The sequence below is a fragment of the Delftia tsuruhatensis NBRC 16741 genome (genome assembly GCF_001571325.1).
Taxonomy (GTDB): Bacteria; Pseudomonadota; Gammaproteobacteria; order Burkholderiales; family Burkholderiaceae_C; genus Comamonas; species Comamonas tsuruhatensis.
The window spans coordinates 47,203-72,531 of record NZ_BCTO01000048.1; the positions used below are offsets into that span (position 1 = coordinate 47,203).

The 25,329-nt window shown below is 70.7% G+C and carries 27 protein-coding genes; 19 read left to right on the forward strand and 8 right to left on the reverse strand.

Annotated features, from left to right (window positions below):
- Nucleotides 1-133: 133 nt before the first annotated feature.
- From cobG to cobJ, 4 genes are read left to right on the forward strand one after another with little or no spacing between them, the layout of a single operon-like run.
- Nucleotides 134-1,384, forward strand: a complete 1,251-nt coding sequence (gene cobG, locus DTS01S_RS22215; RefSeq protein WP_061288862.1) for a precorrin-3B synthase — start codon at nucleotides 134-136, stop codon at nucleotides 1,382-1,384.
- Complete coding sequence (locus DTS01S_RS22220) at nucleotides 1,384-2,013, forward strand: precorrin-8X methylmutase (RefSeq protein ID WP_061288865.1); 630 nt, start codon at nucleotides 1,384-1,386, stop codon at nucleotides 2,011-2,013. The genes cobG and DTS01S_RS22220 overlap by 1 nt, the downstream gene beginning before the upstream one ends.
- Nucleotides 2,003-2,773 carry a precorrin-2 C(20)-methyltransferase gene (cobI, locus tag DTS01S_RS22225; protein ID WP_061288867.1) on the forward strand — a complete coding sequence of 257 codons (771 nt, stop codon included), beginning with the start codon at nucleotides 2,003-2,005 and terminating at the stop codon, nucleotides 2,771-2,773. The genes DTS01S_RS22220 and cobI overlap by 11 nt, the downstream gene beginning before the upstream one ends.
- Complete coding sequence (cobJ, locus tag DTS01S_RS22230) at nucleotides 2,767-3,600, forward strand: precorrin-3B C(17)-methyltransferase (RefSeq protein ID WP_061288878.1); 834 nt, start codon at nucleotides 2,767-2,769, stop codon at nucleotides 3,598-3,600. The genes cobI and cobJ overlap by 7 nt, the downstream gene beginning before the upstream one ends.
- Here cobJ and DTS01S_RS22235 read toward each other — a convergent pair.
- Nucleotides 3,534-4,328 carry a cobalt-precorrin-6A reductase gene (locus tag DTS01S_RS22235; RefSeq protein WP_061288887.1) on the reverse strand — a complete coding sequence of 265 codons (795 nt, stop codon included), beginning with the start codon at nucleotides 4,326-4,328 and terminating at the stop codon, nucleotides 3,534-3,536. The genes cobJ and DTS01S_RS22235 overlap by 67 nt on opposite strands.
- Here DTS01S_RS22235 and DTS01S_RS22240 point away from each other — a divergent pair.
- From DTS01S_RS22240 to DTS01S_RS22270, 7 genes are all read left to right on the forward strand, one after another.
- Nucleotides 4,327-5,529, forward strand: coding sequence for a bifunctional cobalt-precorrin-7 (C(5))-methyltransferase/cobalt-precorrin-6B (C(15))-methyltransferase (locus DTS01S_RS22240; RefSeq protein ID WP_061288889.1), 1,203 nt, complete (start codon nucleotides 4,327-4,329; stop codon nucleotides 5,527-5,529). The two genes, DTS01S_RS22235 and DTS01S_RS22240, sit on opposite strands and share 2 nt — an antisense overlap.
- On the forward strand, nucleotides 5,526-6,023 hold the full coding sequence (locus tag DTS01S_RS22245; RefSeq protein ID WP_061288943.1) for a cobalamin biosynthesis protein: 498 nt from the start codon (nucleotides 5,526-5,528) through the stop codon (nucleotides 6,021-6,023). The genes DTS01S_RS22240 and DTS01S_RS22245 overlap by 4 nt, the downstream gene beginning before the upstream one ends.
- Complete coding sequence (cobM, locus tag DTS01S_RS22250; protein ID WP_061288892.1) at nucleotides 6,020-6,910, forward strand: precorrin-4 C(11)-methyltransferase; 891 nt, start codon at nucleotides 6,020-6,022, stop codon at nucleotides 6,908-6,910. The genes DTS01S_RS22245 and cobM overlap by 4 nt, the downstream gene beginning before the upstream one ends.
- On the forward strand, nucleotides 6,907-7,704 hold the full coding sequence (gene cobF, locus DTS01S_RS22255; protein WP_061288895.1) for a precorrin-6A synthase (deacetylating): 798 nt from the start codon (nucleotides 6,907-6,909) through the stop codon (nucleotides 7,702-7,704). The genes cobM and cobF overlap by 4 nt, the downstream gene beginning before the upstream one ends.
- Nucleotides 7,705-7,767: 63 nt before the next feature.
- Entirely contained in the window at nucleotides 7,768-8,097 is a 330-nt protein-coding gene (locus DTS01S_RS22260; RefSeq protein ID WP_013800515.1) for a DHCW motif cupin fold protein, read from the forward strand.
- A 275-nt stretch (nucleotides 8,098-8,372) separates the two neighbouring features.
- Nucleotides 8,373-9,782 carry a chloride channel protein gene (locus tag DTS01S_RS22265; protein WP_046988679.1) on the forward strand — a complete coding sequence of 470 codons (1,410 nt, stop codon included), beginning with the start codon at nucleotides 8,373-8,375 and terminating at the stop codon, nucleotides 9,780-9,782.
- A 114-nt stretch (nucleotides 9,783-9,896) separates the two neighbouring features.
- A complete protein-coding gene (locus tag DTS01S_RS22270) occupies nucleotides 9,897-10,409 on the forward strand; it encodes an MgtC/SapB family protein (protein ID WP_061288898.1) in 513 nt (170 codons plus the stop codon).
- A gap of 14 nt (nucleotides 10,410-10,423) precedes the next feature.
- Here DTS01S_RS22270 and DTS01S_RS22275 read toward each other — a convergent pair whose 3' ends face one another.
- The 5 genes from DTS01S_RS22275 to DTS01S_RS22295 all read right to left on the reverse strand — a co-directional run bounded on the left by DTS01S_RS22275 (nucleotide 10,424) and on the right by DTS01S_RS22295 (nucleotide 14,792).
- On the reverse strand, nucleotides 10,424-10,915 hold the full coding sequence (locus DTS01S_RS22275) for a type II toxin-antitoxin system YhaV family toxin (RefSeq protein WP_046241156.1): 492 nt from the start codon (nucleotides 10,913-10,915) through the stop codon (nucleotides 10,424-10,426).
- Nucleotides 10,912-11,241 carry a type II toxin-antitoxin system PrlF family antitoxin gene (locus DTS01S_RS22280; protein WP_016452695.1) on the reverse strand — a complete coding sequence of 110 codons (330 nt, stop codon included), beginning with the start codon at nucleotides 11,239-11,241 and terminating at the stop codon, nucleotides 10,912-10,914. Before DTS01S_RS22280 ends, DTS01S_RS22275 begins: the two co-directional genes overlap by 4 nt.
- Before the next feature lie 97 nt (nucleotides 11,242-11,338).
- Nucleotides 11,339-13,582 (reverse strand): TonB-dependent receptor, encoded by a 2,244-nt coding sequence (locus tag DTS01S_RS22285; RefSeq protein WP_061288901.1) that lies wholly within the window; start codon nucleotides 13,580-13,582, stop codon nucleotides 11,339-11,341.
- A 123-nt stretch (nucleotides 13,583-13,705) separates the two neighbouring features.
- On the reverse strand, nucleotides 13,706-14,101 hold the full coding sequence (locus DTS01S_RS22290; RefSeq protein WP_061288905.1) for a hypothetical protein: 396 nt from the start codon (nucleotides 14,099-14,101) through the stop codon (nucleotides 13,706-13,708).
- A gap of 28 nt (nucleotides 14,102-14,129) precedes the next feature.
- On the reverse strand, nucleotides 14,130-14,792 hold the full coding sequence (locus DTS01S_RS22295; RefSeq protein WP_016452692.1) for an MSMEG_1061 family FMN-dependent PPOX-type flavoprotein: 663 nt from the start codon (nucleotides 14,790-14,792) through the stop codon (nucleotides 14,130-14,132).
- A gap of 70 nt (nucleotides 14,793-14,862) precedes the next feature.
- Here DTS01S_RS22295 and DTS01S_RS22300 point away from each other — a divergent pair, with 70 nt between their 5' ends.
- On the forward strand, nucleotides 14,863-15,696 hold the full coding sequence (locus DTS01S_RS22300; RefSeq protein ID WP_017406574.1) for an AraC family transcriptional regulator: 834 nt from the start codon (nucleotides 14,863-14,865) through the stop codon (nucleotides 15,694-15,696).
- 34 nt (nucleotides 15,697-15,730) lie between these two features.
- On the opposite strand, the gene DTS01S_RS22305 is transcribed toward DTS01S_RS22300, so the two are convergent.
- Both DTS01S_RS22305 and DTS01S_RS22310 read right to left on the reverse strand, forming a co-directional pair.
- On the reverse strand, nucleotides 15,731-16,423 hold the full coding sequence (locus DTS01S_RS22305) for a GntR family transcriptional regulator (RefSeq protein ID WP_061288908.1): 693 nt from the start codon (nucleotides 16,421-16,423) through the stop codon (nucleotides 15,731-15,733).
- Between the two features lie 57 nt (nucleotides 16,424-16,480).
- Nucleotides 16,481-18,259, reverse strand: coding sequence for an IlvD/Edd family dehydratase (locus DTS01S_RS22310; RefSeq protein ID WP_061288911.1), 1,779 nt, complete (start codon nucleotides 18,257-18,259; stop codon nucleotides 16,481-16,483).
- A 203-nt stretch (nucleotides 18,260-18,462) separates the two neighbouring features.
- Between DTS01S_RS22310 and DTS01S_RS22315 the strand changes: the two genes are divergently transcribed.
- From DTS01S_RS22315 to DTS01S_RS22345, 7 genes are all read left to right on the forward strand, one after another.
- Nucleotides 18,463-19,491, forward strand: coding sequence for a Bug family tripartite tricarboxylate transporter substrate binding protein (locus DTS01S_RS22315; RefSeq protein WP_061288915.1), 1,029 nt, complete (start codon nucleotides 18,463-18,465; stop codon nucleotides 19,489-19,491).
- A gap of 150 nt (nucleotides 19,492-19,641) precedes the next feature.
- Nucleotides 19,642-20,583: an AraC family transcriptional regulator gene (locus tag DTS01S_RS22320; RefSeq protein WP_043795679.1), complete on the forward strand. Its 942-nt coding sequence runs from the start codon at nucleotides 19,642-19,644 to the stop codon at nucleotides 20,581-20,583.
- Nucleotides 20,584-20,713: 130 nt separating this feature from the next.
- Nucleotides 20,714-21,298, forward strand: a complete 585-nt coding sequence (locus DTS01S_RS22325) for a carboxymuconolactone decarboxylase family protein (protein ID WP_061288918.1) — start codon at nucleotides 20,714-20,716, stop codon at nucleotides 21,296-21,298.
- On the forward strand, nucleotides 21,288-22,385 hold the full coding sequence (locus DTS01S_RS22330; protein WP_061288921.1) for an acyl-CoA dehydrogenase family protein: 1,098 nt from the start codon (nucleotides 21,288-21,290) through the stop codon (nucleotides 22,383-22,385). The genes DTS01S_RS22325 and DTS01S_RS22330 overlap by 11 nt, the downstream gene beginning before the upstream one ends.
- Nucleotides 22,382-23,197: an ABC transporter ATP-binding protein gene (locus DTS01S_RS22335; RefSeq protein ID WP_013800535.1), complete on the forward strand. Its 816-nt coding sequence runs from the start codon at nucleotides 22,382-22,384 to the stop codon at nucleotides 23,195-23,197. The genes DTS01S_RS22330 and DTS01S_RS22335 overlap by 4 nt, the downstream gene beginning before the upstream one ends.
- An 89-nt stretch (nucleotides 23,198-23,286) precedes the next feature.
- Nucleotides 23,287-24,528: an ABC transporter substrate-binding protein gene (locus DTS01S_RS22340; protein ID WP_016448371.1), complete on the forward strand. Its 1,242-nt coding sequence runs from the start codon at nucleotides 23,287-23,289 to the stop codon at nucleotides 24,526-24,528.
- Complete coding sequence (locus tag DTS01S_RS22345) at nucleotides 24,525-25,283, forward strand: ABC transporter permease (protein WP_174538922.1); 759 nt, start codon at nucleotides 24,525-24,527, stop codon at nucleotides 25,281-25,283. Before DTS01S_RS22340 ends, DTS01S_RS22345 begins: the two co-directional genes overlap by 4 nt.
- Nucleotides 25,284-25,329 lie beyond the last annotated feature (46 nt).

Here is a 25,329-nt window from a genome sequence, read left to right on the forward strand (position 1 = left end):
ACGAGGCATCGGTTCAGCGTCACCGCTGCGCTTCCCATGCAGGCTGGATCAACAAAGCCCGCATTTCTTGAACGCCTGCGGGTGCTGCCCCTGCGGGACAGGCTGCGTCGGCGCTACAGTCGGTCCCCATCCCATGCATACCCCTCCCCACATACAAGGCTGGTGCCCCGGCGCCTGGCAGCCCATGGCCTCCGGCGATGGGCTGGTGGTGCGCGTGCGCCCGCCGCTGGGGCGGTTGACGGTGGTCCAGGCGCGGCGCCTGGCGCGCCTGGCCCTGGTGCATGGCAGTGGCGTGCTGGAGCTGTCCAGCCGCGCCAATGTGCAGCTGCGCGGCATTGCACCCGGTCGGCACGCCGCCGTGCTGCGCGCCCTGGCGGCCGTGGGACTGCTGGACGCCGACGCGGGCCGCGAGCGCCGCCGCAACCTGGTGATCGACCCGCTGTGCCGGCCGCAGGAGGCTGTCCATGCGCTGGGCCAGGCCCTGCAGCAGGCGCTGGATGCGGCCGACGACCTGGCCGGCCTGCCCGCCAAGTTCGGCTGGTCGGTGGAAGGCGCGCCGGGCCGGCTGGCCGGCGTGTCCGCCGATATCCGCCTGCAGCGCACCTCTACCGGCTGGCAGGTGCAGCCCGATGGACGGCAGCAGGCGCTGGCCGTGGCCGACGCGGACCAGGCCGTGGCCGCAGGCCTGGCGCTGGCGCGCTGGTTTGCCGGTCAGGCCGTCCTTCGCCGCGCCCAGGGCTTGCGGCCCGGGCGCATGGCCGCGGTGGCGGCGCAACTGCAGCCGCCCCCGGGACTGGACTGGGTGGAGACAGAAACCCCGGCCCACGGCGAAGGACCGGCGCCCGGTGCCGTGCCCGGCGTGGGCTGGCTGTTGGGCGCGCCGCTGGGCCGCTTGCCGGCCGTGGCGCTGGCGCGGCTGCTGCGCGCCTTGCCTGAGCAGGCCTTTTTGCGTGTCACGCCCTGGCGCATGCTGCTGGTGGAAGACCAAGACGCGGAAGCTGGCGCCGCCATGCCCCGCTGGTGGGCGGCTGCAGGGCTGGACAGCGCCGCTGACTGGATCACCCACGCCCATGACCCGCGCCTGCGCGTATCCGCCTGTACCGGCGCGCCGGGCTGCACCCAGGCCCTGGGTCCCACGCAGACATTGGCGCTGGAGCTGGCGCCGCAGGTGCCGCCCGGCGCGCACCTGCATGTGACCGGATGCGCCAAGGGCTGCGCGCGGCAGGCGCCGGCCACGGTGGTGCTGCGGGCAGAAGGTGAAGACGAGGGCGAAGGCCCCGTCTATTCCGTAGTGCGCCACGGCCGTGCCGGGGATAGGGCGCAGGAGCAGCGGACCCTGGCCTCGGTGCGAGACAATCCGGGATTGCTGTTTTCAAAAGAATAATGCTGCACCGCTACGAAACCGATGGCGCCGAGATCTACCGGCAGTCCTTTGCCACCATCCGCCGCGAGGCGGCGCTGGAACGCTTCACGCCTGTCGAGGAACGCGTGGTGGTGCGCATGATCCACGCCGCCGGCCTGGTGGGGCTGGCCCCGCACGTGGCCTTCTCCCCCGGCATGGCCGAGGCCGCCGCGCAGGCCCTGCAAAACGGCGCGCCCGTGCTGTGCGACGTGCGCATGGTCAGCGAGGGCATCACGCGCTCGCGCCTGCCCGCCGCCAACCCCATCATCTGCACGCTGCAGGACGAGCGCGTGCCCGCGCTGGCCCGTGACATGGGCAATACGCGCAGCGCCGCTGCGCTGGAGCTGTGGCGCTCGCACCTGGCCGGCGCCGTGGTGGCCATCGGCAATGCGCCCACGGCCCTGTTCCACCTGCTCAACATGCTGCAGGACCCGGCCTGCCCCCGGCCGGCCGCCATCATCGGCTGCCCCGTGGGCTTTGTGGGCGCCATGGAATCCAAGCAGGCGCTGATGCAGGACCTGCCCGTGCCCTGCATGGCCGTGCACGGCCGTCTGGGAGGCTCGGCCATTACCGTGGCCGCCATCAACGCACTGGCCAGCCATGTCGAGTAGGCAGCCGCGTCCCAGCCAGGGCGGGCCCGGCATTGTCTGCGTGGGCCTGGGCCCGGGCGACCCCGAACTCATGAGCGTCAAGGCCGACCGCCTGGTGCGCGGCGCCCGCCAGGTGGCGTTCTTCCGCAAGAAGGGCCGGCCCGGCAAGGCCCGCCAGCTGGTGGACGGCCTGCTGGCCCAAGGCGCTGCCGAGCACGCCATGGAATACCCGGTGACCACCGAGCTGCCCGTGGACAGCCCCGCCTATGTGGACCTGCTGGCGCGCTTCTACGACGACTGGTGCCTGCGCCTGGAAGCGCTGGCGCAGACCGGGCAGGTGGTGGTGCTGTGCGAGGGCGACCCCTTCCTCTACGGCTCCTTCATGCATCTGTACACCCGGTTGCGCGAACGCGGCCAGGTGCCGCTGGACGTGGTGCCCGGCATCCCCGGCATGGTGGGCTGCTGGCACGCCACGGGCGAGCCCATCACCTGGGGCGACGACGTGCTCAGCGTGATGACCGGCACCCTGTCCGAAGACGAGCTGGTGCGCCGCATGCAGTCCGCCGAGGCCCTGGTGGTCATGAAGGTCGGCCGCAACCTGCCGCGCATCCGCCGCGCCCTGCAGCGCACGGGCCGGCTGGAGGCCGCCTGGCTGGTGCAGAACGGCACCACGGACAGCGAGCAGGTCGCGCGCCTGGGCGATGTGTCCGACGACGCCTGCCCCTATTTCGCCATCGTGCTCGTGCACGGCCAGGGCCGCCGCCCGGAGGCCGCATGGTGAGCGCCGGCCGCCTGACGGTGGTGGGGCTGGGCCCGGGCGCACTGGACCAGATCACGCCCGAAGCCGCAGCCGCCTTGCACGGGGCCGACGATGTGGTCGGCTACCTGCCCTATGTGTCCCGCGCGCAGGCCCTGCTGGCGCAGGCGGGTCAGGGCCAGGCCGTGGCCTGGCATGCCTCGGACAACCGCGTGGAGCTGGAGCGCGCGCGCCAGGCGCTGGCGCTGGCCGCGCAGGGGCGGCAGGTGGTCGTGGTGTCCTCGGGCGACCCGGGCGTGTTCGCCATGGCGTCGGCCGTTTTCGAGGCCATGGAATCGGCCGATGCGGCGCAGGCCGCCGCCTGGCAGGCGCTCGATATCCAGGTGCTGCCCGGCATCACCGCCATGCTGGCCGCCGCCGCGCGGGCCGGCGCGCCGCTGGGCCATGACTTTTGCTGCATCAATCTCTCGGACAACCTCAAGCCCTGGCCGGTGATCGCGCGGCGCGTGGAACTGGCGGCCGAGGCCGACTTCGCCATGGCCTTCTACAACCCGCGCTCCAAGAGCCGGCCCGAAGGCTTTGTGCGCCTGCTGCAGCTGCTGCGCACCCGCTGCGAGCCGCAGCGCCTGCTGGTGTTCGCGCGCGCCGTGTCCACGCCCGAGGAACACTTGCACGTATGCACGCTGGCCGAGGCCACGCCCGAGATGGCCGACATGCGCACCGTGGTCCTGGTGGGCAACAGCGCCACGCGCCGCGTGGGCCGCTGGGTCTACACGCCACGCCACTACGGCATGGATGGCGGCGCGGGCGGTGCTGTCGGCGCCGTCGGCGCTGTCGGCAGCACGCCATGAGCGATCCAGTGCAGCACCGCAGCCACCGACCCGGTGCGCTGGCGCTGCGGCAGCGCCGGGCGCTGCACCATCACCACGGGCAGGCCCAGGGCGCGTGCGGCATCGAGCTTGCCGCGCGTGGCCTCGCCGCCTGCGTTCTTGGCCACCAGCCATTCGATGCCTTGCGTGCGCAGCAAGGCCTCGTCATCGTCCGCGCTGAAAGGCCCGCGCCCCAGAACCACCGTGGTGTGGGGCAGGGGCAGGCTGCCGGGCTCGGGCGCATCGACCAGGCGCAGCAGATAGTGGTGCTGCGGCTGGCCCGCAAAGGCCGCAAGCTGCTTGCGGCCCACGGCCAGAAACACCCGGGCGGCTGCCTGGGGCAGGGCGGCAGCGGCGGCTTGCATGTCGGGCACGTCGATCCAGGCATCGCCGGCACTGGCCTGCCAGGGCTCGCGCTCCAGCGCCAGCAGCGGCGTGCCGGTGGCCTCGCAGGCCTCGCAGGCATTGCGGCTCATCTGCGCGGCAAACGGATGAGTGGCATCGACCACATGGCTGATGGCCTGCCCGCGCAGGAATTGCGCCAGGCCCTGGGCACCGCCAAACCCGCCCACGCGCGTGGGCAGGGGCTGGGCCACGGGCGACTGCGTGACGCCCGCATACGAGAACACGGCGGCAATGCCGGCGCGGTGCAGGGCCTGGGCCAGCTGGCTGGCGCCGCTGGTGCCGCCCAGCAGGAGAACATGGGGCATGACTGATCCCTGGTTGACATTGGTGGGCCTGAACGAAGACGGCCTGGACGGCCTCGCACCCGCCGCGCTGCGCGCGCTGGACGCTGCCGAGACCGTTTTTGGCGGGCCGCGCCACCTGGCGCTGGCCGGTGCCGGCGAGCGGGGCCGTCCCTGGCCCGTGCCCTTTGACGTGGCGCCCGTGCTGGCTTGCCGTGGCCGGCCCACGGTGGTGCTGGCGTCGGGGGATCCGTTCTGGTTCGGGGCGGGCGGCAGCCTGGCGGCGCATCTGGCGCCGCAGGAGTGGCGCTGCCACGCCCAACCCTCGACATTTTCGCTGCTGGCGTCCCGCCTGGGCTGGAAGCTGGAAGACACGGTCTGCCTGGGCCTGCACGCCGGCCACGTGGAGCAGCTGCTGCCGCATCTGTCGCCAGGCCGCCAGTCGCTGGTGCTGCTGCGCGATGGCGCCGCCGTGGCCGCACTGGCGGACTGGCTGGTGCAGGAAGGCTGGGGCGACAGCCGCCTGGAGGTCATGGAATCCGTGGGCGGCCCGCGCGAGCGCCGCCGCGCATGGCGCGCCGCCGAAGCCGCCCAGGCCCTGGCCGCCGACCCTGCCTGCGCGCCCGTGGCCGTGGCCGTGCTCGCCCAGGGCGGCGCGGCCCTGCCGCTGGTGCCGGGCCGGCCCAATCACTGGTACGCCAACGACGGCCAGATCACCAAGGCCCCGGCCCGCGCGCTGACCCTGGCGGCTCTTGCGCCGCGCCACGGCGAATGCCTGTGGGATGTGGGCGGCGGCTCGGGCTCGGTGGCCGTGGAGTGGTGCCTGGCCGGTGGCTCGGCCATCAGCCTGGAGCAGCATGCGGCGCGTGCGGACAACATCCGCCTCAACGCCCGGCGCTTCGGACTGCAGGCGCGCCTGCGCGTGGTGCAGGGCGTGGCGCCCGAGGCGCTGGCCGAACTGCAGGCGCTGGCCCGGCCCCAGGCCGTGTTCGTGGGCGGGGGCTTTGACGCCGAATTGTTCGATCGCCTGCAGGCCCTCATGCCCGCAGGCTGCCGCCTGGTGGTCAATGCCGTGACGCTGGAGACCGAGGCCCTGCTGGTGCAACTGCAGGCCCAGCACGGCGGCCAGCTGCTGCGGCTGGAGATCTCCAGCGCCGAGCCGCTGGGCCGCATGCGCAGCTGGAAGGCTGCGCGGCCGCTGGTGCAGTGGAGCTGGCAGCGGTGAACCCGGACCAAGCCATCCCCCACCGCTGCGGCGTGCTGGGCCTGGGCCTGCACACCGACGCACTGCCCCATGCGCTGCAGGCGCTGTGGCAGCGGGCGCAGGCGCAGCTGCCGGAAAGCGCAGACGCAGGCGCCTGCGCGCCCCAGCCCATCTGCGCGGTGGCCGTGCTGGATACCAAGGCCGGCCACCCGGCGCTGGCCGCCTGGATGGCGGCTGTCGTGCCCACGGCCGTTCTGGTGCGCGTGCCGCCAGGGCAACTGCCTGGGCAGCCCGTGGTCACGCAGTCGCCGCGCATGCTGGCGCGCTATGGCACGGGCAGCGTGGCCGAGGCGGCGGCGCTGGCCGCCGCAGGCCCGCACTCCGCCCTGAGCGTGACCCGCCTGGTGGCGGACGACGGCAGCGCCACCCTGGCCCTGGCCGTGGGCCAGGGCGGACCTCTGAACTGTTGCCTGGCCCACGCCAGCCAGGCCAAGAAACAAGGAGCAACGGCATGACCGTGCATTTCATCGGCGCCGGCCCCGGCGCCGCCGACCTGATCACCGTGCGCGGGCGCGACCTCATGGCAGCCTGCCCGGTCTGCCTGTATGCGGGCTCGCTCATTCCCTCGGAACTGCTGGCGCACTGCCCGCCGGGCGCGCGCATCGTCAACACCGCATCCATGAGCCTGGACGACATCGTGGCCGAGATCCAGGCCGCCGAGGCGCGTGGCGAAGACGTGGCGCGCCTGCACTCGGGCGACCTGTCCGTCTGGTCGGCCATGGGCGAGCAGCTGCGCCGCCTGCGCGAGGCCGGCATTGCCTACACCGTCACGCCCGGCGTGCCCTCGTTCGCGGCCGCCGCCGCCACGCTGGGCGCGGAGCTGACCCTGCCCGGCCTGTGCCAGTCCGTGGTGCTGACGCGCACCTCGGGCCGCGCCACGGCCATGCCCGAGGGTGAGAACCTGGCCGCCTTCGCGGCCACGGGCGCCGTGCTGGCCATCCATCTGTCCATCCATGTGGCCGCCAAGGTGCAGTCCGAGCTGCTGCCGCACTACGGCGCCGACTGCCCCGTGGCCATCGTCTGGCGTGCCAGCTGGCCTGACGAAACCGTGGTGCGCACCACGGTGGGCAGCCTGACCGAGGCCGTGGCCACCCACATGGAGCGCACGGCCCTGATCCTGGTGGGCCGCAGCCTGCAGGCCGAGGACTTCGGCGAAAGCCGCCTCTACGCGGCCGACTACGACCGCCGCTACCGCCCGCTGGGCACCGAGCCGCGCTTTCCCGCCACCGATGTGCGCGGCGGCGCCGCGCTGGATACCGCGAGGGATACCTTGAGGGACACCGTGAGCGGCACCGGGAGCGACACCGTGATCGACGTGCCCCTCGGGAACCCCGCCCCATGAGCGCGGCCCTGCCGCCCGTGGCGCTGAGCCTGATCGGCATCGGCACGGGCAACCCCGACCACCTCACGCGCGAGGCCCAGGCCGCCATGCAGGCCGCCGACCTGATCCTGCTGCCGCACAAGGGCGAGGACAAGGCCGAACTCGCCGCCCTGCGCCGCGACCTGTGCGATGCCGTGCTCACTGCGCCCGGCCCGCGCATCGAAGGCTTCGACATGCCCGTGCGCCGCAGCGTGGGCGACGACTACCTGGCCCAGGTCGATGAATGGCATGCGGCCATCACGCGCTGCTGGCAGGCGGCCATCGCCCGGTCCCTGGACGAGGGGCTGCAGCCGTGCAGCCCCGGCCAGCCCTTGCAGGTCGCCCTGCTGGTCTGGGGCGACCCTGCGCTGTACGACAGCACCCTGCGCATTGCCGCGCGCATGCAGCCGGCGCCGCACAGCGTGCGCGTGGTGGCGGGCATCAGCTCCATGCAGGTGCTGTGCGCCGCGCATGCGATTGCGCTCAACGGCATAGGCCAGCCCTTCGTGGTGACCACGGGCCGCCAGCTGCGCGAGCAGGGCTGGCCGCCCGGCGTGGACACGGCCGTGGTGATGCTGGACGGGCAGTGCAGCTTCACCGAGCTGCCCTCCCACGGCCTGCACATCTGGTGGGGCGCCTACCTGGGCATGGACCGCCAGATGCTGGACAGCGGCCCGCTGGCCGAGGCGGCACCGCGCATCGTGCAGGCCCGCGCCGCAGCGCGCGAGCGGCATGGCTGGATCATGGATATCTACCTGCTGCGGCGCGGGGACTGAGGCCGAGGCTGCTGCCGACGCCGGTCCCCACGCTGTACACCCCCTTCATCAAGGAATCCCGCCATGCAGATGGACAACATCCCCTTCAACACCACCGACTGGGCCGCCGTGGCGCCCACCGAGCATTCGGCCGAGGCCGGCCAGGCGTTCTGGCGCACGCAGAACTTCGGCAACATCCGCGTGCGCACGGTGGAGTACACGCCCGGCTATGTCTCCGACCACTGGTGCACCAAGGGCCATGTGCTGCTGTGCCTGGAAGGGGAACTGGAGACCGAACTGGCGGACGGCCGCCGCTTCACGCTGACGCCCGGCATGAGCTACCAGGTGGCGGACAACGCCGAGCCGCACCGCTCGCGCTCGCCCAAGGGCGCCAGGCTCTTCGTGGTGGACTGAACCTGCAGGCACGATCGGCACGGCAGCGCGCTGCAGGTCTGCGACAGGTTCGCGCCGGCGCGGGCGAGAGCTGCGCAAACGTGCCGTCATTGAGTGGCGTACGGCACGGGTTGCCAGGTTGCCCATGCCCGGGTGGTGGAATGCCTGACGGACGGCTCTCCAGGTACACAGTCATCGGCCATCAACTCAGCGGCGAAGTAGGCATTGCCGATGGCGACAGCCCTTGTGGCCGGGCTTGTGCACAATGAAGAGCTTTCGCCCAGCCTCTTCACGCGATGCAGCAAGAACCCGACTTCCTCCACAACCTGAACCAGGAATTCCGGGACGGCAGGCGCTGGCTGGACCGCACCATCGTGCTGGCCTATGCCGCCGCCGCCGGGCTGTGCGTGGTGGCCTTCACGCTGATGGCGGACGCGGGCTTCGAATTCTTCGAGAGCATCTACCACTGGCAGGGCGGCTGGGCCGTGCTGCTGTGGATGCCTGCCGTCACGGCGGGCGCCGTGTGGCTCACGCGGCGCTGGGCGCCGGGTGCGGCGGGATCGGGCATTCCGCAGGTGATCGCCACGCTGGACCCGGCGCTGGACTCCACGCAGCGCGGGCGCTTCGTGTCGCTGTGGCTGTCCTTCGCCAAGATGGCGCTGGCCAGCGCAGGCTTTGCGGCGGGGCTGTCCATCGGGCGCGAGGGGCCGTCGGTGCAGGTGGCCGCCGGTGTCATGCACCATGCGCGGCGCTGGTTCGGCCCGCATTCGGGCATCAGCCACCATGCGCTGCTGGTGGCTGGCGGCGCGGCCGGCATTGCGGCGGCCTTCAACGCGCCGCTGGCCGGCGTGGTCTTCGCCATCGAGGAGCTGTCGCGCAAGCTGGAGTCACGCTCCAGTGGCCTGATCATCGCGGCCATCGTGCTGGCCGGCCTGATGGGCGTGTCGGCCTTCGGCAACCTCAGCTATTTCGGCCGCATCCAGGTGCCCCACCTGACCTGGGACGCGCTGCTGCCCGGCCTGTGCGTGACCTTGGCCTGCGGCGTGCTGGGAGGCCTCTTCGCCAAGCTGCTGGCCGCCTCGCTGACCCGTGCGCCCGAGCGGCTCAACCAGCTGCGCGCGCGCTTTCCCATCCGCTTCGCGGCGGCGGTCGCGCTGGTGATCGCCGTCATCGGCATGGTCACGGGCGGCGCCACCTTCGGCGCGGGCTCGGAAGCCGTCAAGCACATGCTGGCGGGCCAGGCCGACGTGCCTTCGTTCTACGTCACCCTGAAGTTCATCGCCACCTGGCTGTCGGCCTGGGTGGGCGTGCCGGGCGGCATCTTCGCGCCCTCGCTGTCCATTGGCGCGGGCGTGGGCCACAACGTGGCCGGCCTCATGGGCGCAGACATCGCGCCCGCCCTCATCGCCATGGGCATGGCCGCCTTCCTGGCCGCCGTGACGCAGGCGCCGCTGACGGCCTTCATCATCGTCATGGAGATGGTGGACGGCCACTCCATGGTGCTCAGCCTCATGGCGGCGGCCATGCTGGCCAGCCTGGTCTCGCGCATGCTGGCCCGGCCGCTGTACGAGACGCTGGCCCAGCACATGCTGAGCATGGTGGTCGCACCTGCACCTGCACCTGCACCTGCTCCTGCGTCGGCACCCGCACCGGTGCCCGAGCAGGCCTCTCCCCCGAAGGACCAGGACAAGCCCGCAGGCGCCTGAAGCGGGCGCGCTTGGCTGACAGCCAATGGCGAATGCCGATGGCCTGGGTGTGCTGCACGCCACGCCATGCTCCCTTCCTGAGTCCGGACGCAAACCCAAGGAAAGGAACGCGGCATGTGGGAGGAAGTGGCCAACACCCTGGTCGAGGAATTTTCCAGCCTGCCCGATGCGGCCGAGGTCACGCGCGTCATGGTGCGCCTGCTGCTGGCGGCGCTGCTGGGCGGCATCGTCGGCTACGAGCGCGAGCACAAGGGCAAGGCCGCAGGCCTGCGCACCCACATGCTGGTGGCCATGGGCGCGGCGCTGTTCGTGCTGGTGCCCGAGCGCGGCGGCATGGACATTGCCGACATGAGCCGCGTGATCCAGGGCGTGGTGGCCGGCGTAGGCTTCCTGGGCGCGGGCGCCATCATCAAGCGCCACTCCGAGGAACAGGTGCAGGGCCTGACCACGGCAGCTGGCATCTGGATGACGGCCGCCATCGGCGTGGCCTGCGGCCTGGGGCGCGAAGCCATCGCGCTGCTGGCCACGCTGCTGGCCATCGTCATCCTCGTGATGCTGCCGCATATGGTCAGTGCGCCGCCCCCGCACGATGACGCGGAGCCGGACACCAAGCCGCGCGAGACCTGAGGGCGGGCTGCGGCTCAGGCGTGCGGCTGTGAGTCGGGTGGCGGGGACTTCGCCTGTGCCAGCAAACTGTCCCAATCGCCAGGAGGGTGCCCGTTGGCGAGCATTTTTCGGAACACCCTGTAGGCATCGTCGCTGCCCTCATAGGCTCGCCTGGTGTCCTCATCGTTGACCCAGGCGAACACGATGATTTTGCTGGGGGCGTGAAAGCGGAAGAACAGGCGGTACTGCTGGAAGAACCTGGCCCGAAACCAGTGCTTGTGCTCCTCGCCCAGGGTATGGCCCTGGCGGTAGTCTGGCCGCGTCGGATCCTGCGGGATGACATCGAATGCCAGCTTGCGGATCGCCGCCAATCGCTTGGTCGCGTTCTTGCGTGTGTACCCGCCAGGGTCCTTCGTTTTCAGACCCTCCACTTCGTGGCTCAACGCCTGTAGCTGGGCCAGGAAAAGCGGGTGCATGAATACCGTCCAGCCGTGGATGCGCAAGGGGGCGGGCGGTACGGCGCTCATTCGTCGTCTGCCGAAAGCGGTGCATCCAGATCGACCTCGATGCCTTCGGTCAGCGCCTGGATCTGCTGCGCCAGACGGGCATCCATGGTCTGCAGGCGCTCGGGGTGGGCTGCCATGTCCTGGGCCAGAAAGCCGAGAAACTGGCCCAGCACGGGATCGGCATCCTCGGCGGAGTCGGCGCGACTGAGCACGACCTCCCCGCCGGGCAGGATGGTGTAGTGGATCCTGTCGCGCTTGCTCAGGTGCAATGCGCGGCGAACGGCTTCGGGAATGGTGGTCTGGTAGCGGTCAGTGAGCGTGGATTCGGCTTCAAGTGTCGAAAACATGATGGCATCTCCTGATAGGCTGCCATGCATGGTAATGCAGGTGCATTACCATGCCCGGGCGAAAGGTTCCTTCCCCAAAAAGCACGCGCATCCCGCCTCAGAAATCCACACTCGCACTCAGCGAGAACGTGCGCGGACCGCCCACCGTCAGGTAGCCCGAACCCGGGTAGCCGCCCACGGAAGCCCAGTAGTTGCGGTCCGTCGCGTTGTCCACGCGCAGGCGCAGCGTGAGCAGCTTGCCCTGCACTTCGGTCATGTAGCGCACGCCCAGGTCCAGGCGGTTCCATCCGGCCACGCGCAGGGTGTTGATATCGTTGGCGTAGCTGGCGCCGGTGTGCACCAGGCGGCCGTCCAGCGCCAGGCCGTTGATGCCCGGCACATCCCACTCCACGCCCGCCGTGGCCTGGAAGCGCGGCACGCCGATGACGCGCTTGCCGTCGGTGGTGGCGCGGCCCGTGCTTTGCTGCCTGGCGTCCAGCCAGGTGGCGCCGCCCAGCAGGCGCAGGCCGCGCATGGGTTCGCCGAAGACGTTGAATTCCACGCCCTGGTGACGGTCCTTGCCGGCCGAGGTGAAGAGGTTGCCGTCGATCAGCGAGCGTGGCTTGTCGGTGGAGAAGAAGGCCAGGCCGCCGCCCAGCTTGCCGCCGTCGTACTTGACGCCCACTTCCTTTTGCTTGGTCACGTAGGGCGACATCTGCTGGCCCGCGTTGGCGATGAGGGTGTCGCCCGACTTGGCCGGCGCCGTGTCGCCCTGGGCCAGTCCCTCGATGTAGTTGCCGTACAGCGATACCTGGGGCGTGAGCTTGAACACCGCGCCCAGCACCGGGCTGGTGCGGCTCTGGTCATAGGCCGTGCGCACGCCGCCCTGGCTGGTGACTGCGCCGTTGCTGACGATGCGGTAGCTCACCGAGTCGGTCTCTATCGTCTGGCGGCGCACGCCGGCCGTCACCAGCATGCGGCCGTCCATCAGCGACAGCGTGTCGCCCAGCGCAAAGCTGTTCAGGCGCGTGCCCCGGTTGTAGGCGGGGTTGGACAGGTCGTTGCCCAGGTAGTTGAGCGGCGTGATCGCGTAGTAGCTGGGGTTGTAGAGGTTGGTGTTCAGCACATTGCCCTGGACCGCAGACGTGCTCATGCCATAGGCGTTGTAGACCTTGAGGTCGAAGGCCGAGTAGCTGGCCACGATCTCATGGCCCACGCTGCCCGTGTTCAGGCGTGCGCGCACGCCCAGCTCGCCTGTGCTCACGCGGTCCTTGCGCGCGTTGTCGAAGCGGCTGGTGGTGGCCGCGCCATTGCCGGCCGCCGCCAGCGTGATGTTGGCCAGCGAGTTGTTCTCTGAACTGCGGCGCAGGCCGTAGGCGGCCCAGGCCGTCACGTTACTGTTGATGTCCCATTCGCCGCGCAGCGTGCCGAACAGGTCGCGCTCGTCGGAATAGGTCCAGGGCTGGGCCCAGTTGGAGGAAGCATCGGGCGCCGCAGGAATGGCGGCCAGCCCTGCGCCCGGCGTGACATTGGTGCGCGTGCGCTTGAGGCGGTTGTCCTGCCAGCCGATGTCGCCCGACAGGCGCACATTGCGGCTGCGCCAGTCCATGCCCACGGACAACAGATCGAGCTTGGAGCTTTCCTGGTCGATGGCGGTATCGCCGCCCCGGTGCGCGGCATTGAGGCGGATGCCCGTGGCCTGGTCGGGGCCGAAGCGCCGGCTCACGTCGGCCGCCACGAAGGCCTGGCCGCCGCTGGCAATGCCTGCCGTCACGCGCGACAGCGGATCGCTGCCCGCGCGCTTGGGCAGCAGGTTGATGTTGCCGCCCAGCCCGCCGCCATTGGGGCTGGCGCCCATCAGAAAAGCCGATGCGCCGCGCAGCAGCTCCACGCGCTCGAACAGCTCGGTGGCGATGTACTGGCGCGGCAGCAGGGCATACAGGCCGTTGTAGGCGACGTCGTCCGAGCCCAGCACGAAGCCGCGCACGAAGTAGGACTCCTGGAAATTGCCGAAGCCGCGCGCCACGCGCACGGAAGGATCGTTCTGCAGCACATCGCCCACGCTCTTGGCCTGGCGGTCCTGGATCAGCTCGTTGGTGTAGCTGGTGATGGAGAACGGCGTCTCCATGTTGTCGCGCGTGCCCAGAATCCCGGCCCGCCCGCCGCGTGCCACCTGGCCGCCCGCGTAGGGCCTGGACAGGCCTTCAGCCGACGCATCGGCGCTGGCCTCCACGGTGACGGTGCCCAGCTCGGGCGCGGCCGTTGCCGTGGAAGGGGCAGGCTGGGCCCATGCGGCGCCAGCAGACAAAAGAAGGGCCAGAGCCCCGGCGATCGGGGTCAGCGTGTGGAGGGGGGAGTGCATGGAAAAAACGGGATGAGAATGCGGGATGAGAATGATTCCCAATAATTTTATCGATGCGACTCCCCCGTATGGAGCTTGTAGGGAGATGTGTCTGTTTGTGCCCACACTCCGCCTGGCCCGCCTTCACGCCTGTCCAAGCAGCTCCCACGAGCAGACCTGCGCCTCATCCTCCCCCTGCACGAACGCAACCCGCATGCCCAGCGCCTTGCCCATGCCTTGCACGGCCAGGCGCAGGGCGGCGGGCACGGCGCGGTCGCCTGTGATGACGACCATGCCCCGGCACAGCTGGCGCATGCGTTCGCGGTTGCGCTTGAAGAACAGGGCGCGCTGCTTGCGTTCTTCGTGGCTTTCCTCGGGGTGGTCGCCGGGCAGGTGGTCGGTGAGCAGCACGAATTGCCGGCCCTGGTCGAGCAGGGATTCCAGCTGGCCTTCGGCCGATGCGTCTTCGTTGGTGCGGGCCTTCTGCGCCGCATGCTCGCGCAGGTAGACCAGGGGAAAGCGGGAGGTATCGATCAGCATGTCATGGTTCCTGGGAAAAAGCAGGGCATCAGTACAGGTCGTGCCTGACCGCATGGGCGTAGTGGGCGTCGGCCTGTTCCTGTTGGGCGGCATCCATGGCGGGCGCCGTGGCATCGGCCAACTGCGTGAGGGCGGCCATCATCTGGCCCACGGTGGGCAGGGCGGTGCGGTCCAGCTGGCTTGACGGGTTCCACAGGCCGGAGCGGTGGATGGCCTTGCCGCAGTGCAGCAGCACCTCGTCGACCAGCACCACGGTGGCGGTCTTGGGCGTGCCCCGGCCTTCGCTCAGCTCCTGCAGCAGATGGGGGTCGGTGGAGATGCGGCCGCGCCCGTTGATGCGCAGGAAGATGTCCAGCCCCGGGAACAGGAAGAGCATGGCCAGGCGGTCATCGGCCTGCAGGTTGCGCAGGGATTCGATGCGGTTGTTGCCGGGCCAGTCGGCAAAGGCCACGGTGCGCTCGTCCAGCACCTGCACAAAGCCGGGTGGCCCGCCGCGCGGCGAGGCATCCAGGCCGCGTTCGCCGGCCGTGGCCAGGCAAAAGAAGCTGGCCTGGCGCAGATAGGCCTCGTGGAAGTCGGACAGGCGGTCGCGCACGGCCTTCTGGATTCTTTCTGCCGGGGCGGCGTAGAGCGAGTCCAGGTCGATGGCCGGGCCTGGCGGGTCTGCAAGGGCGGTGTTGTCTGTGTGCATGGCACAAGCGTAAGAACAAAGGCGTTGGCGGCTGTAGACTGGATCGGCCAACAAATAGCTCAAAGACGCCATGCCCGATGCCATTCTTGAACTGGTCAGCCATGTGAACCGTGCCGATGGCCCCGTGCTGATCGCGGCCGTGGGCAACCAGGACGAGGAGCTGGCCTCCGAGCCGCACCGCCACGCGCGCGGCCAGCTGTTCGGCTCGCTGCGCGGGCTGCTGTCGGTGGGCGTGGAAGACGCGGTCTGGGTGGTGCCCGCCATCCATGCCGTGTGGCTGCCGCCGCACCAGCTGCATTCGGGCCGCTCCCATGGTCCCTTCCACGGCTGGAGCGTCTACGTGGCGGAGCCGGCCTGCGCCGACCTGCCGCAGCGGCCCTGCGCCATCCGCACCTCGGGCCTGCTGCGCGAGGCCGTGCTGCGCGCCGCCGGCTGGGGATGGCAGCAAGGCGTGCCCACAACGCAGCCCGTGCAACCAGGCCCTTCGGCGGACCAGGCCCGCGCCCATGTGATGGCGGTGATCCTGGACGAGATCCGCACCCTGCCCGTGGAGCCCCTGGGCCTGCCCCTGCCCGCAGACCCGCGCCTGCAGCGCATCGCCCGCGCACTGATCGCCGACCCGGCCGATGCCCGCGACCTGGAGGCCTGGGCGCGCTGGGCCGCGGTCAGCTCGCGCACGCTGAGTCGGCGCTTTGTCTCGGAAACCGGCTTCAGCTTCACTGCCTGGCGCCAGCGCGCGCGGCTGATGCGCTCGCTGGAGATGCTGGCCGCCGGCGCGCCTGTAACGAACATCGCGCTGGACCTGGGCTACGCCACGGCCAGCGCCTTCATCGGCTTGTTCCGGCGCACGTTCGGGGAGACGCCTGCGGCGTACCGGGGGAGGTTGAGGGCGGCTCGGGACTGAGGGGCTGCACTACCCGCCCAGCTAAGGACTTCGCCTACAACCGCTGCAACTGCGCATTCAGATACGCATCGCGCGAGGGCAGCAGGTGCTCGGCGCACAGGCGGACCAGGGCGTCGCGGTCCTGGGCGCGCAGGGCTTCGATCATTTGCCAGTGTTCCTGGCGTGCGCGCTCGCGGTAGTTGGCCGAGACCAGGGAGGCGAAGCGGATGGGGTGCGTCTGGCGCGCGTATTCGGTGATGGCCTTGTGCAGCGTGTCGTTGCCCGCCAGCGCAAACAGTTCCTGGTGAAAGGCCAGGTTGATGCGGAACACCAGGCGCGCGTTGCCTTCGGCCACGGCGGCGTCGTGCTGCTGCTGGATGGCGGTCAGGCGGTCCAGGCTTTCGGGGGGAACGGGCAGGGGGATCTTGCGCGCGGCCTCGACTTCCAGCATGCCGCGCAGCTCGTACAGTTCCTGCACTTCCTGGGTGGAGAAGGAGCGCACCAGGGCGCCCACGTTCTTGCGGCGCTCGATGAGGCCCATGCGGTCCAGCGCGGCCAGGGCCTCGCGGGCCACATGGCGCTTGACGTCGAAGCGGGCCATGAGGTCGTCCTCCACCAGGCGCTCGCGCGGGTGCAGCCGGCCGAAGACCACGTCCTCTTCCAGCGCGGCCACCATGGCGCCCAGGGCGTCCGGTGCCGGCGCGGGTTCTGCATCCAGGGAAATCGGCAATGGGGCGGCAACGACCATCAAGACAAGCGGTTGGGACAAAGACGCCATTTTGTCCGAATTGACCGCCTGCGCCGACTATTCGCGCCGGCCGGGAATGGTGCCGCGCTCGGTGGCGCAGCGCAGGAAGTCGAAGTCCACGCCCTGGTCGGCCTGGTTCACGGTGGTGAGAAAGAGCTTGCGGTAGCCGCGCTCGGCCGTGGGCACGGCCACCGGCTGCTCGCGGGCGCGGCGGGCCAGTTCCTCGTCGCCGACCTGCAGCGTGAGCTCGCGGCGCGCCACCGATAGCGTGATGCGGTCGCCATTCCTCACATGGGCCAGCGGCCCTCCCACGGCCGATTCGGGCGTGACGTGCAGCACGATGGTGCCGAAGGCCGTGCCGCTCATGCGCCCGTCGGAGATGCGCACGATGTCCTTGACGCCGGCCCGCGCCAGCTTGCGCGGGATGGGGATGTAGCCGGCCTCGGGCATGCCGGGCGCGCCCTTGGGGCCGATGTTCTTGAGCACGAGGATGTCGTCGGCCGTCACGTCCAGGTCGTCGCTGTCGATGCGGTGGGCCAGGTCGGCCGCGTTCTCGAAGACCACGGCGCGGCCTTCGTGCTCCATGAGCCGGGGATGGGCGGCCGACTGCTTGATGATGGCGCCGCCCGGCGCGAGGTTGCCGCGCAGCACGGCGATGCCGCCCTGCGGGTAGATGGGGTTGGAGCGCGGGCGCACCACGTCCTGCGCAAAGCCGGGGCCGGCGCGATCGATCTCTTCGCCCAGCGTGCGGCCGGTGACGGTGAGGGCGTCCAGGTTCAGCAGGGGCTTGAGCTCGCGCAGCAGCGTGGCCATGCCGCCTGCGTGGTGGAAGTCCTCCATGTAGTGGTCGCCCGAGGGCTTGAGGTCCAGCAGCACGGGCGTGTCGCGGCCCATGCGGTCCAGGGCCTGCAGGTCGATGTCATAGCCCATGCGCCCCGCGATGGCGGCCAGGTGCACGAGCCCGTTGGTGGAGCCGCCGATGGCCAGCAGCACGCGCATGGCGTTCTCGAAGGCGGCGGGCGTGAGGATTTTGTCGATGGTCAGGCCCCCGCGCGCCATGCGCACGGCCTCGGTGCCGGTCTGCTCGGCAATGCGGATGCGGTCGGCCGTGACGGCGGGGGGCGAGGCGCCGCCGGGCACGGTCATGCCCAGCGCCTCGGCAATGCAGGCCATGGTGCTGGCCGTGCCCATGACCGAGCAGGTGCCCACGCTGGCCACCAGCTGGTTGTTCACGTCGGCGATCTCTTCGGCGTCGATCTCTTCGGCGCGGAACTTGCCCCAGTAGCGGCGGCAGTCCGTGCAGGCGCCCACGCGCTCGCTGCGGTGCGAGCCGGTGAGCATCGACCCGGTGATCAGCTGGATGGCCGGGATGCCGGCCGAGGCCGCGCCCATCAACTGGGCCGGCACCGTCTTGTCGCAGCCGCCGATGAGCACGATGGCATCCATGGGCTGGGCGCGGATCATCTCCTCGGTGTCCATGGACATGAGGTTGCGCAGGTACATGCTGGTCGGCGCCGAGAAGCTTTCGTGCACCGAGATGGTGGGGAAGTCCATGGGCAGGCCACCCGCCAGCATCACGCCGCGCTTGACGGCCTCGATCAGCTGGGGCGCATTGCCGTGGCAGGGGTTGTAGCTGCTGCCCGTGTTGGTGATGCCTATGACGGGCCGCTGCAGCGCCGAGTCCGTGTAGCCCGCGCCCTTGATGAAGGCCTTGCGCAGGAACAGCGAAAAGCCGCGGTCGCCGTAGTTGGTCAGGCCCTTGGAGATGCCCGTGGCCGCATCGGCGGGGGCGATGTCATGGCCTGGAGCGCCATCGGGAGTCTTGGGGTCGGTCATGGGTGGGGTGCTTTGCAGAGGGTCTTGGCGGGGTCGGAAGGCAGGCGCTGCCTTGTCGTGGGGCAGGATAGCGGCGGATGCCGCGGATTATTATCGTCGTTATCACCTATATTATTAATAATCTATCTGGCCAACCATGCAGCCGTGCCCGGCGTGCGTGCCGGGCATGTTTTTCCGACACAAGACAAAAGGAGGAGACACCCATGGTTGTTGCTGCATCCCGCATCCGTCGCATTCATGCGCCCAACCGGCGCGCCGCCCTGGCTGCGGCGCTGCTGGCCTCGCTGGCGCTGGGCCCAGGCCTGGCCACGCCCGCACTGGCCGACGGCGCCTATCCGGCCCGGCCCATCAAGCTGGTCGTTCCGTACACGCCCGGGGGCGCCACCGACGTGATCGGCCGCGTGGTGGGGCAAAGGCTCTCGCTGGCGCTGGGCCAGCCCGTGGTGGTGGAGAACCGGGCCGGCGCGGCCGGCAACCTGGGCGCCGCGGCCGTGGCCAAGGAAAGGCCCGATGGCTATACGCTGCTGCTGGGCGCGCTGACCAGCCATTCCATCAACAGCGTGCTCATGCCTGCCACGGCGGGCTTCACCATGGACAAGAGCTTCGCGCCCATAGCCGTGGTGGGCCGCGTGCCGCTGGTGATCACCGTGGGGCCGTCGGTGACGTCGGCCAATCTGGCGGAGTTCATCGCGCTGGCCAAAGCGAAGCCGGGCGGGCTGAACTACGGCTCCTCGGGCAATGGCTCACCCCAGCACCTGGCGGCCGAGCTGTTCAAGCGGCAGGCCGGCGTGCCGCTGACGCACGTGCCCTACAAGGGCAGCACGCCCGCGCTCAACGACCTCATGGGCGGCCAGGTGGATGTGGTGTTCGACACCCTGCCCGCCACGCAGGGCTTCATCAAGGGCGGGCGGCTGCGCGGCCTGGCCGTGACCACGGCGCAGCGCGTGCCCTCCATTGCCGACATTCCCACCACGGCCGAGGCCGGGCTGTCAGGCTTCGAGGTGACGTCGATGTTCGGCCTGCTGGCGCCTGCGGGCACGCCCGCACCCATCGTCGCCCGGCTCAGCGGCGCGCTCAAGGAGGTGATGGGGCAGCAGGAAGTGAAGGACGCCCTGGTCGCCCAGGGCGCCATGCCCACCTTCACCACGCCTGCCGAGGCGCGCATGCAGATCGCCAAGGAGGTGGGCCGCTGGTCGGCCGTGATCAAGGAGTCGGATATCAAGCCGGACTGAGGCCGGGTGCGGGGCGGGGCCGGGTGGGGCCGCGCTGATATCGGTAAGGGCACAAGCATATGCCCAAAGATTCGTTCCCCCGCGCCTGCATCGTGGCGATACTGGCCGGCCGCATTCCCTCCACCGCCTCAGCTTTTTCACCGCCGCACCGTGCTACCCGACCCAGTCCCCGACAGCGCGGCCGAAGCGCAGGTCGATCGCGTCATCGACGGCCTGCTCAACGGCCTGCAATGGCGCGCCAGCGTGTTCCATGTGGGGCAGTACTGCGGGCGCTGGCGGGCCTCCACGGCGGGGCGCGCGCGGGCCAGCTTTCACCTGATCCTGGACGGGCGCTGCTGGCTGCACCTGCCGGGCCAGCCCTCGGTGGAGCTGCAGCCGCGCGACGGCGTGTTCCTCTCGCGCGATGTGCCGCATTTCATCTCGCCCTATGCCGACCCGGACATGGCCTGCGCCCCGCAGGCCATGCGCGCCGTCACTGGCGATGCCGGCATCGGAGAGACGGCGCTGGCCTGCGGCTTCTTCACCTTCGAGGGGCCCATGCGCGGCCTGCTGGTCGATGCCTTCCCCGACCACCTGGTGCTGCGCGGCGACGACCATGCGATGAGCGGCGCCTCCATGCTGTTCGACCTGATGCGCGCCGAGGCGCTGCGCACGGGCACCGAGCCCTCGGCCGTGATGGACCGGCTGGTGGGCCTGCTGTTCTTCTACGGCCTGCGCCAGCTCGCGCATGGCGATGCGCGGGCGCGCGGCATCTGGAGCCTGCTGCGCCGGCCGGGCTTTGCGCCGCTGGTGGCCGAGCTGCTGCGCGAGCCGGCCCGCAACTGGAGCGTGGCCGACATGGCCGCGCGCGTGTGCCTGTCGCGCGCCACGTTCTTTCGGCAGTTCGCCGAGGCCTGCGGCCAGCCGCCCCAGCAATTCCTGCTGCTGCTGCGCATGCAGCTGGCCGCGCGCCGCCTGGCCCAGGGCGAGGCGATAGGCCAGGTGGCCGAGGCCGTGGGCTACGAGTCCTACGCGGCTTTCTCGCGCGCCTTCAAGCGCGTGATGGGCGAGCAGCCCGGCGCCTGGCAGCGCGCGCAGGCACGCTGCTGCTGAGCCGCCATCCGGGCCCGCCGCATCTGCCTGCGGGTTGACACGTTCGGGCATAAATCCGCGACGCGGCGGCATTGATGGCAAGGGGGGCGCGGCCGATCATGAAGGCATTCCTTCATTCCTGCAAAGCACCATGGCACGCCTGACCCTGCACACCCCGCAAACCGCCCCTGAAGCCAGCCGCCCCTTCGTGGAGCGCGCCCTGGCCGGCAACGGATTCCTGCCCAACCTGATCGCCATCCTGGCCAACTCGCCCCAGGCGCTGGAGACCTATGTGACCGTGGGCCAGATCAACGCGCGCGCCCAGCTCACGCTGGCCGAGCGCGAGGTGGTGCAGATCACGGCGGCGCGCATCCATGGCTGCGACTTCTGCGTGGCCGGCCACACCAAGCTGGCCTTCAAGCAGGCCGGCCTGACCCAGGCCGAGGTGGTGGCGCTGCAGGACGGCCGCGACACGGGCCAGCCCCGCCTGGACGCCGTGCGCCGCTTTGCCGAAGCCGTGATCGCCACGCGCGGCGCCGTCGCCGACGAGGCCCTGGCCGCCTTCCATGCGGCCGGCCTGAGCGAGCAGCAGGCGCTGGAGGTGGTGCTGGGCATCAGCCTGGCCACGCTGTGCAACTTTGCCAACAGCCTGGCGCAAAGCCCCGTCAACCCGCAGCTGCAGCCCTATCTGCCCGAACAGTTCCGACAACCGCAGGAGAGCGCACATGCTGGCTGATTCGCTGCGGCAGTGGCTGGACGCCCATGCCGACTCCCTGGACGAAGGCCCCGCGCATGCGCACGAAGTGCTGCCCCGGCTGGCGCAGCACGGCCTGTTCGGCCTGGGCGTGCCCGTGGCCGAGGGCGGGCAGGGCGGCAGCCTGGGCGATGCGCTGGAGGCCATTGCCGGCGTGGCCGGGCATTCGCTGACGGCGGGCTTCGTGTTCTGGGCGCAGCGCGCCTTTGTCGAATACCTGCTGCAGTCGCCCAACGCGGCGCTGCGCCAGCGCTGGCTGCCGGGCCTGCTGCAGGGCACGCAGGCGGGCGCCACGGGCCTGTCCAACGCCATGAAGTACCTGGGCGGCATCGAGGCCCTGCAGGTCGAGGCCACGCCCGTCGGCACTGGCGGCGCTGTCGGCGCCGACGGCCTTGCACTGCGCGGGCGCGTGCCCTGGGCCACCAACCTGGTGCCGCCGGGTCGCTTCGTGGTGGCCGTTGCCGTCTCGCGCAGCGACGGTGCAAAGCCCTTCGTGGCCGCGCTGCCCGGCGATGCGGCGGGCCTGCAGCGCAGCGCCGACCTGGACCTGATCGCGCTGCGCGGCAGCCATACGGCGGCGCTGTCCATCGAGGGGCTGCAGATCGGTCCGGCCGATGTGATCCATGCCGACGCCAACCATTTCCTGCCGCGCGTGCGGCCCGCCTTCATGGGCCTGCAGCTGGGGCTGTGCATCGGCCTGGCGCGCGCCTCGCTGGCGGCGGCCTCGGCCCGTGCCGGCGCCGGGCGCGATGTGCTGGGCGGCCCGCTGCAGCAGCAGCGCCACGTGCTGGAACTGGCCACGGCCACGCTGCATGCGGGCCTGTCCGACGGGCGTTTTCTTGACCGACCTCAAGCCCTGTTCCGCCTGCGCCTGGAATTGAACGACATCGTGCAGCAGTCCCTGCAGCTGGAGCTGCACGCCAGCGGCGGGCGCGCTTATCATCGCGACCAGCCGCTGGGATTTGCGCGCCGTTGGCGCGAGGCGGCCTTCATCCCCATCGTGACGCCCAGCGTCACGCAGCTACAGGGTGCGCTGGCTGGCGCGGCCCTGGCAACCACCAGTTCATGACCCAGACGGAAGCTTTCTCCCCTGACGCTCCCGCGCCCGTGCTGCAGGCACGCGGCGCGGGCTTTGGCTATGCGCCCGGCAAGGCCGTGTTCGAGGACATCTCCCTGAGCATTGCCCCGCGCGAGATCGTCTGCCTGCTCGGCGGCAGCGGCTGCGGCAAGTCCTCGCTGCTGCGCGTGCTCGGCGGCCTCGAATCGCCGGACGGCGGCGCCTGGAGCCGGGGCGAGCTCCAGTTCCTCGGCCAGCCGCTGACCGCGCCGCACCCGCGCGCGGGCTTCGTGTTCCAGCAGCCCAGCCTGCTGCCCTGGCTGGACGCGCGGCGCAACGTGGGCTTCGGCCTGGACTTCGAGCGCCAGCCGAAGCTGGAGGCCGAGGCCCGCCGCCAGCGCGTGGAGCAGGCGCTGCAGGCCGTGGGCCTGGGCGGCAGCGGCGCGCTCTACCCCTCGCAGCTGTCGGGCGGCATGGCCCAGCGCGTGGCCCTGGCGCGTGCCCTGGCGCGCGAGCCGCAGCTGCTGCTGGCCGACGAGCCGTTCTCGGCCCTGGACGCCATCACGCGCGCCGAGATGCAGGAGCTGATGGTGGACGTGGTCCACCGCTGGCACACGGCGGCGCTGCTGGTCACGCATGACATCGACGAGGCCATCCTCGTGGGCGACCGCATCCTGCTGATGGGCGGGCGGCCCGGCCACATCGTGCGCGAATGGCGCGTGGACATTGCGCGCCCGCGCGAGGACCAGGCCGCCGCCGTGACCGCGCTGCGGCTGGACATCCTCTCGGCCCTGCACGGCGTGCGCCATGCGGCCCAGGCCTGATCCGGCTCGCCTGCCTGCCCGCCTGCCGATCCGCCTGCAGATCCGCCATTTCTTCGACTTCAACCATGCTCTTCTGAAAGGTCTTTCGCATGAGCTTCCAGGACCACCCTTCCTACACCCACATCTGCGCCTCGTCGGACTGCGGCTGCGGCCTCACGCGGCGCGACATGCTGCGCCTGGGCGCGCTGGCCACGGCCTCGGTGGCCGCGCCGCTGCTGGCCGCAGGCGATGCGCGCGCCCAGGCCTTCAAGGGCGATGACCAGCCCGTGAAGATCGGCTACCTGCCCATCACCGACGCCACGCCGCTGCTGGTGGCCCACGGCAACGGCCTGTTCGAGGCCGAAGGCCTCAAGGCCGAGGCGCCGCGCCTGTTCCGCTCCTGGGCCCAGATCGTCGAGGCCTTCGTCTCGGGCCAGGTCAACGTCATCCACCTGCTCACGCCCTCCACGCTGTGGGTGCGCTACGGCGCCAAGTTCCCCGCCAAGATCGTGGCCTGGAACCACGTCAACGGCTCGGGCCTGACCGTGCTGCCCGAGATCCAGAAGGTGCAGGACCTGGGCGGCAAGACCGTGGCGATCCCGTTCTGGTACTCCATCCACAACATCCTGCTGCAGGACGTGCTGCGCAAGGCCGGCCTCACGGCCGTGACGCGGGCGCGCGGCGGCGCCATTGCGGCCAACGAGGTCAACCTCGTCGTGCTGGCACCGGCCGAAATGGTCTCGGCCCTGGCCGGCAAGTCGATCGCGGGCTTCATCGTGGCCGAGCCCTTCAATGCCGCCGCCGAGATCGCGGGCGTGGGCAAGATGCTGCGCTTCTCGGGCGATGTCTGGAAGGACCACGCCTGCTGCGTCACCTTCCTGGCCGAGCGCGATATCGCCGACAAGCCCGAATGGGCGCAGCGCGTGACCAATGCCGTGGTCAAGGCCCAGCTGTGGACGCGCGACAACCGCCTGGCCGCCGCGCGCCTGCTGTCGAGCACGGGCGAGCGCCGCTATACGCCGCATCCGCAGCAGACGCTGTCCAAGGTGCTGGCCGCCACCGACTACGCCAGCTACGAGGCCAGCGGCGTGGTCGTCAACAAGGGCTGGCACCAGCGGCGCATCGACTTCCAGCCCTATCCCTATCCCTCGTACACCGAGCAGCTGGTGCGCGCCATCAAGGCCACCAAGGTCGAGGGCGACACGCGCTTCCTCGACAAGCTGGAGCCCAGGTTCGCGGCCACCGACCTGGTGGACGACCGCTTCGTGCGCAAGGCCATCCAGGCCGTGGGCGGCCCGCAGGTCTTCGGCATTCCGGCCGATTTCTCGCGCCGTGAAACCATCGTGGTGTGATCCAGGTGTTGCGACGTATTGGATTGCCGCTGCTGGGCGCGGCCCTGGTCCTGGCCCTGTGGTGGGTGGGCGGCGCGCTGCTGGCGCGCAGCACGCCCGTGGCTGCGGCCTTCGCGCCCTGGCCTTCGCTGCAGGCGCTGGGCCAGCTGCTGACGGGCGCCGACATCTGGATGCACACCCTGCTGAGCCTGCAGCGCGTGGCCGTGGGCCTGCTGCTGGCCTTCGTGGTCGGCGTGCCGCTGGGCGTGCTGGTGGGCCTGTCGCGCGGGTTCTCGCAGGCGTTCTCGCCCGTGTTCCAGTTCCTGCGCATGATCTCGCCGCTGTCGTGGATGCCCATTGCCGTGATGGTGCTGGGCGTGGGCGACGCGCCCGTGTACTTCCTGCTGGCCTTCGCCGCCGTCTGGCCCATCCTGCTGAGCACGGCGGCCGGCGTGGCCCAGCTGGACCGCAACTGGCTGCTGCTGGCGCGCAGCCTGTCGGCCACGCGCACCGAGACCGTGCTGCGCGTGGTGCTGCCCGGCATCACGGCCCAGATCCTCACCGGCGTGCGCCTGGCCATCGGCATCATCTGGATCGTGCTGGTGCCCGCGGAAATGCTGGGCGTATCGGCCGGCCTGGGCTACTTCATCCTCGACACGCGCGACCGCCTGGCGTATTCGGAGCTGATGGCCGCCGTGGTGCTGATCGGTGCCCTGGGCTATGCGCTGGACCATGCGGCTCGGTGGCTGCACCAGCGCTGGATGCATTTGGCCTGAGGCCTGCGGGCAGGCGGTGGCATCAGGTGCTGCATCAGGTGCCGCA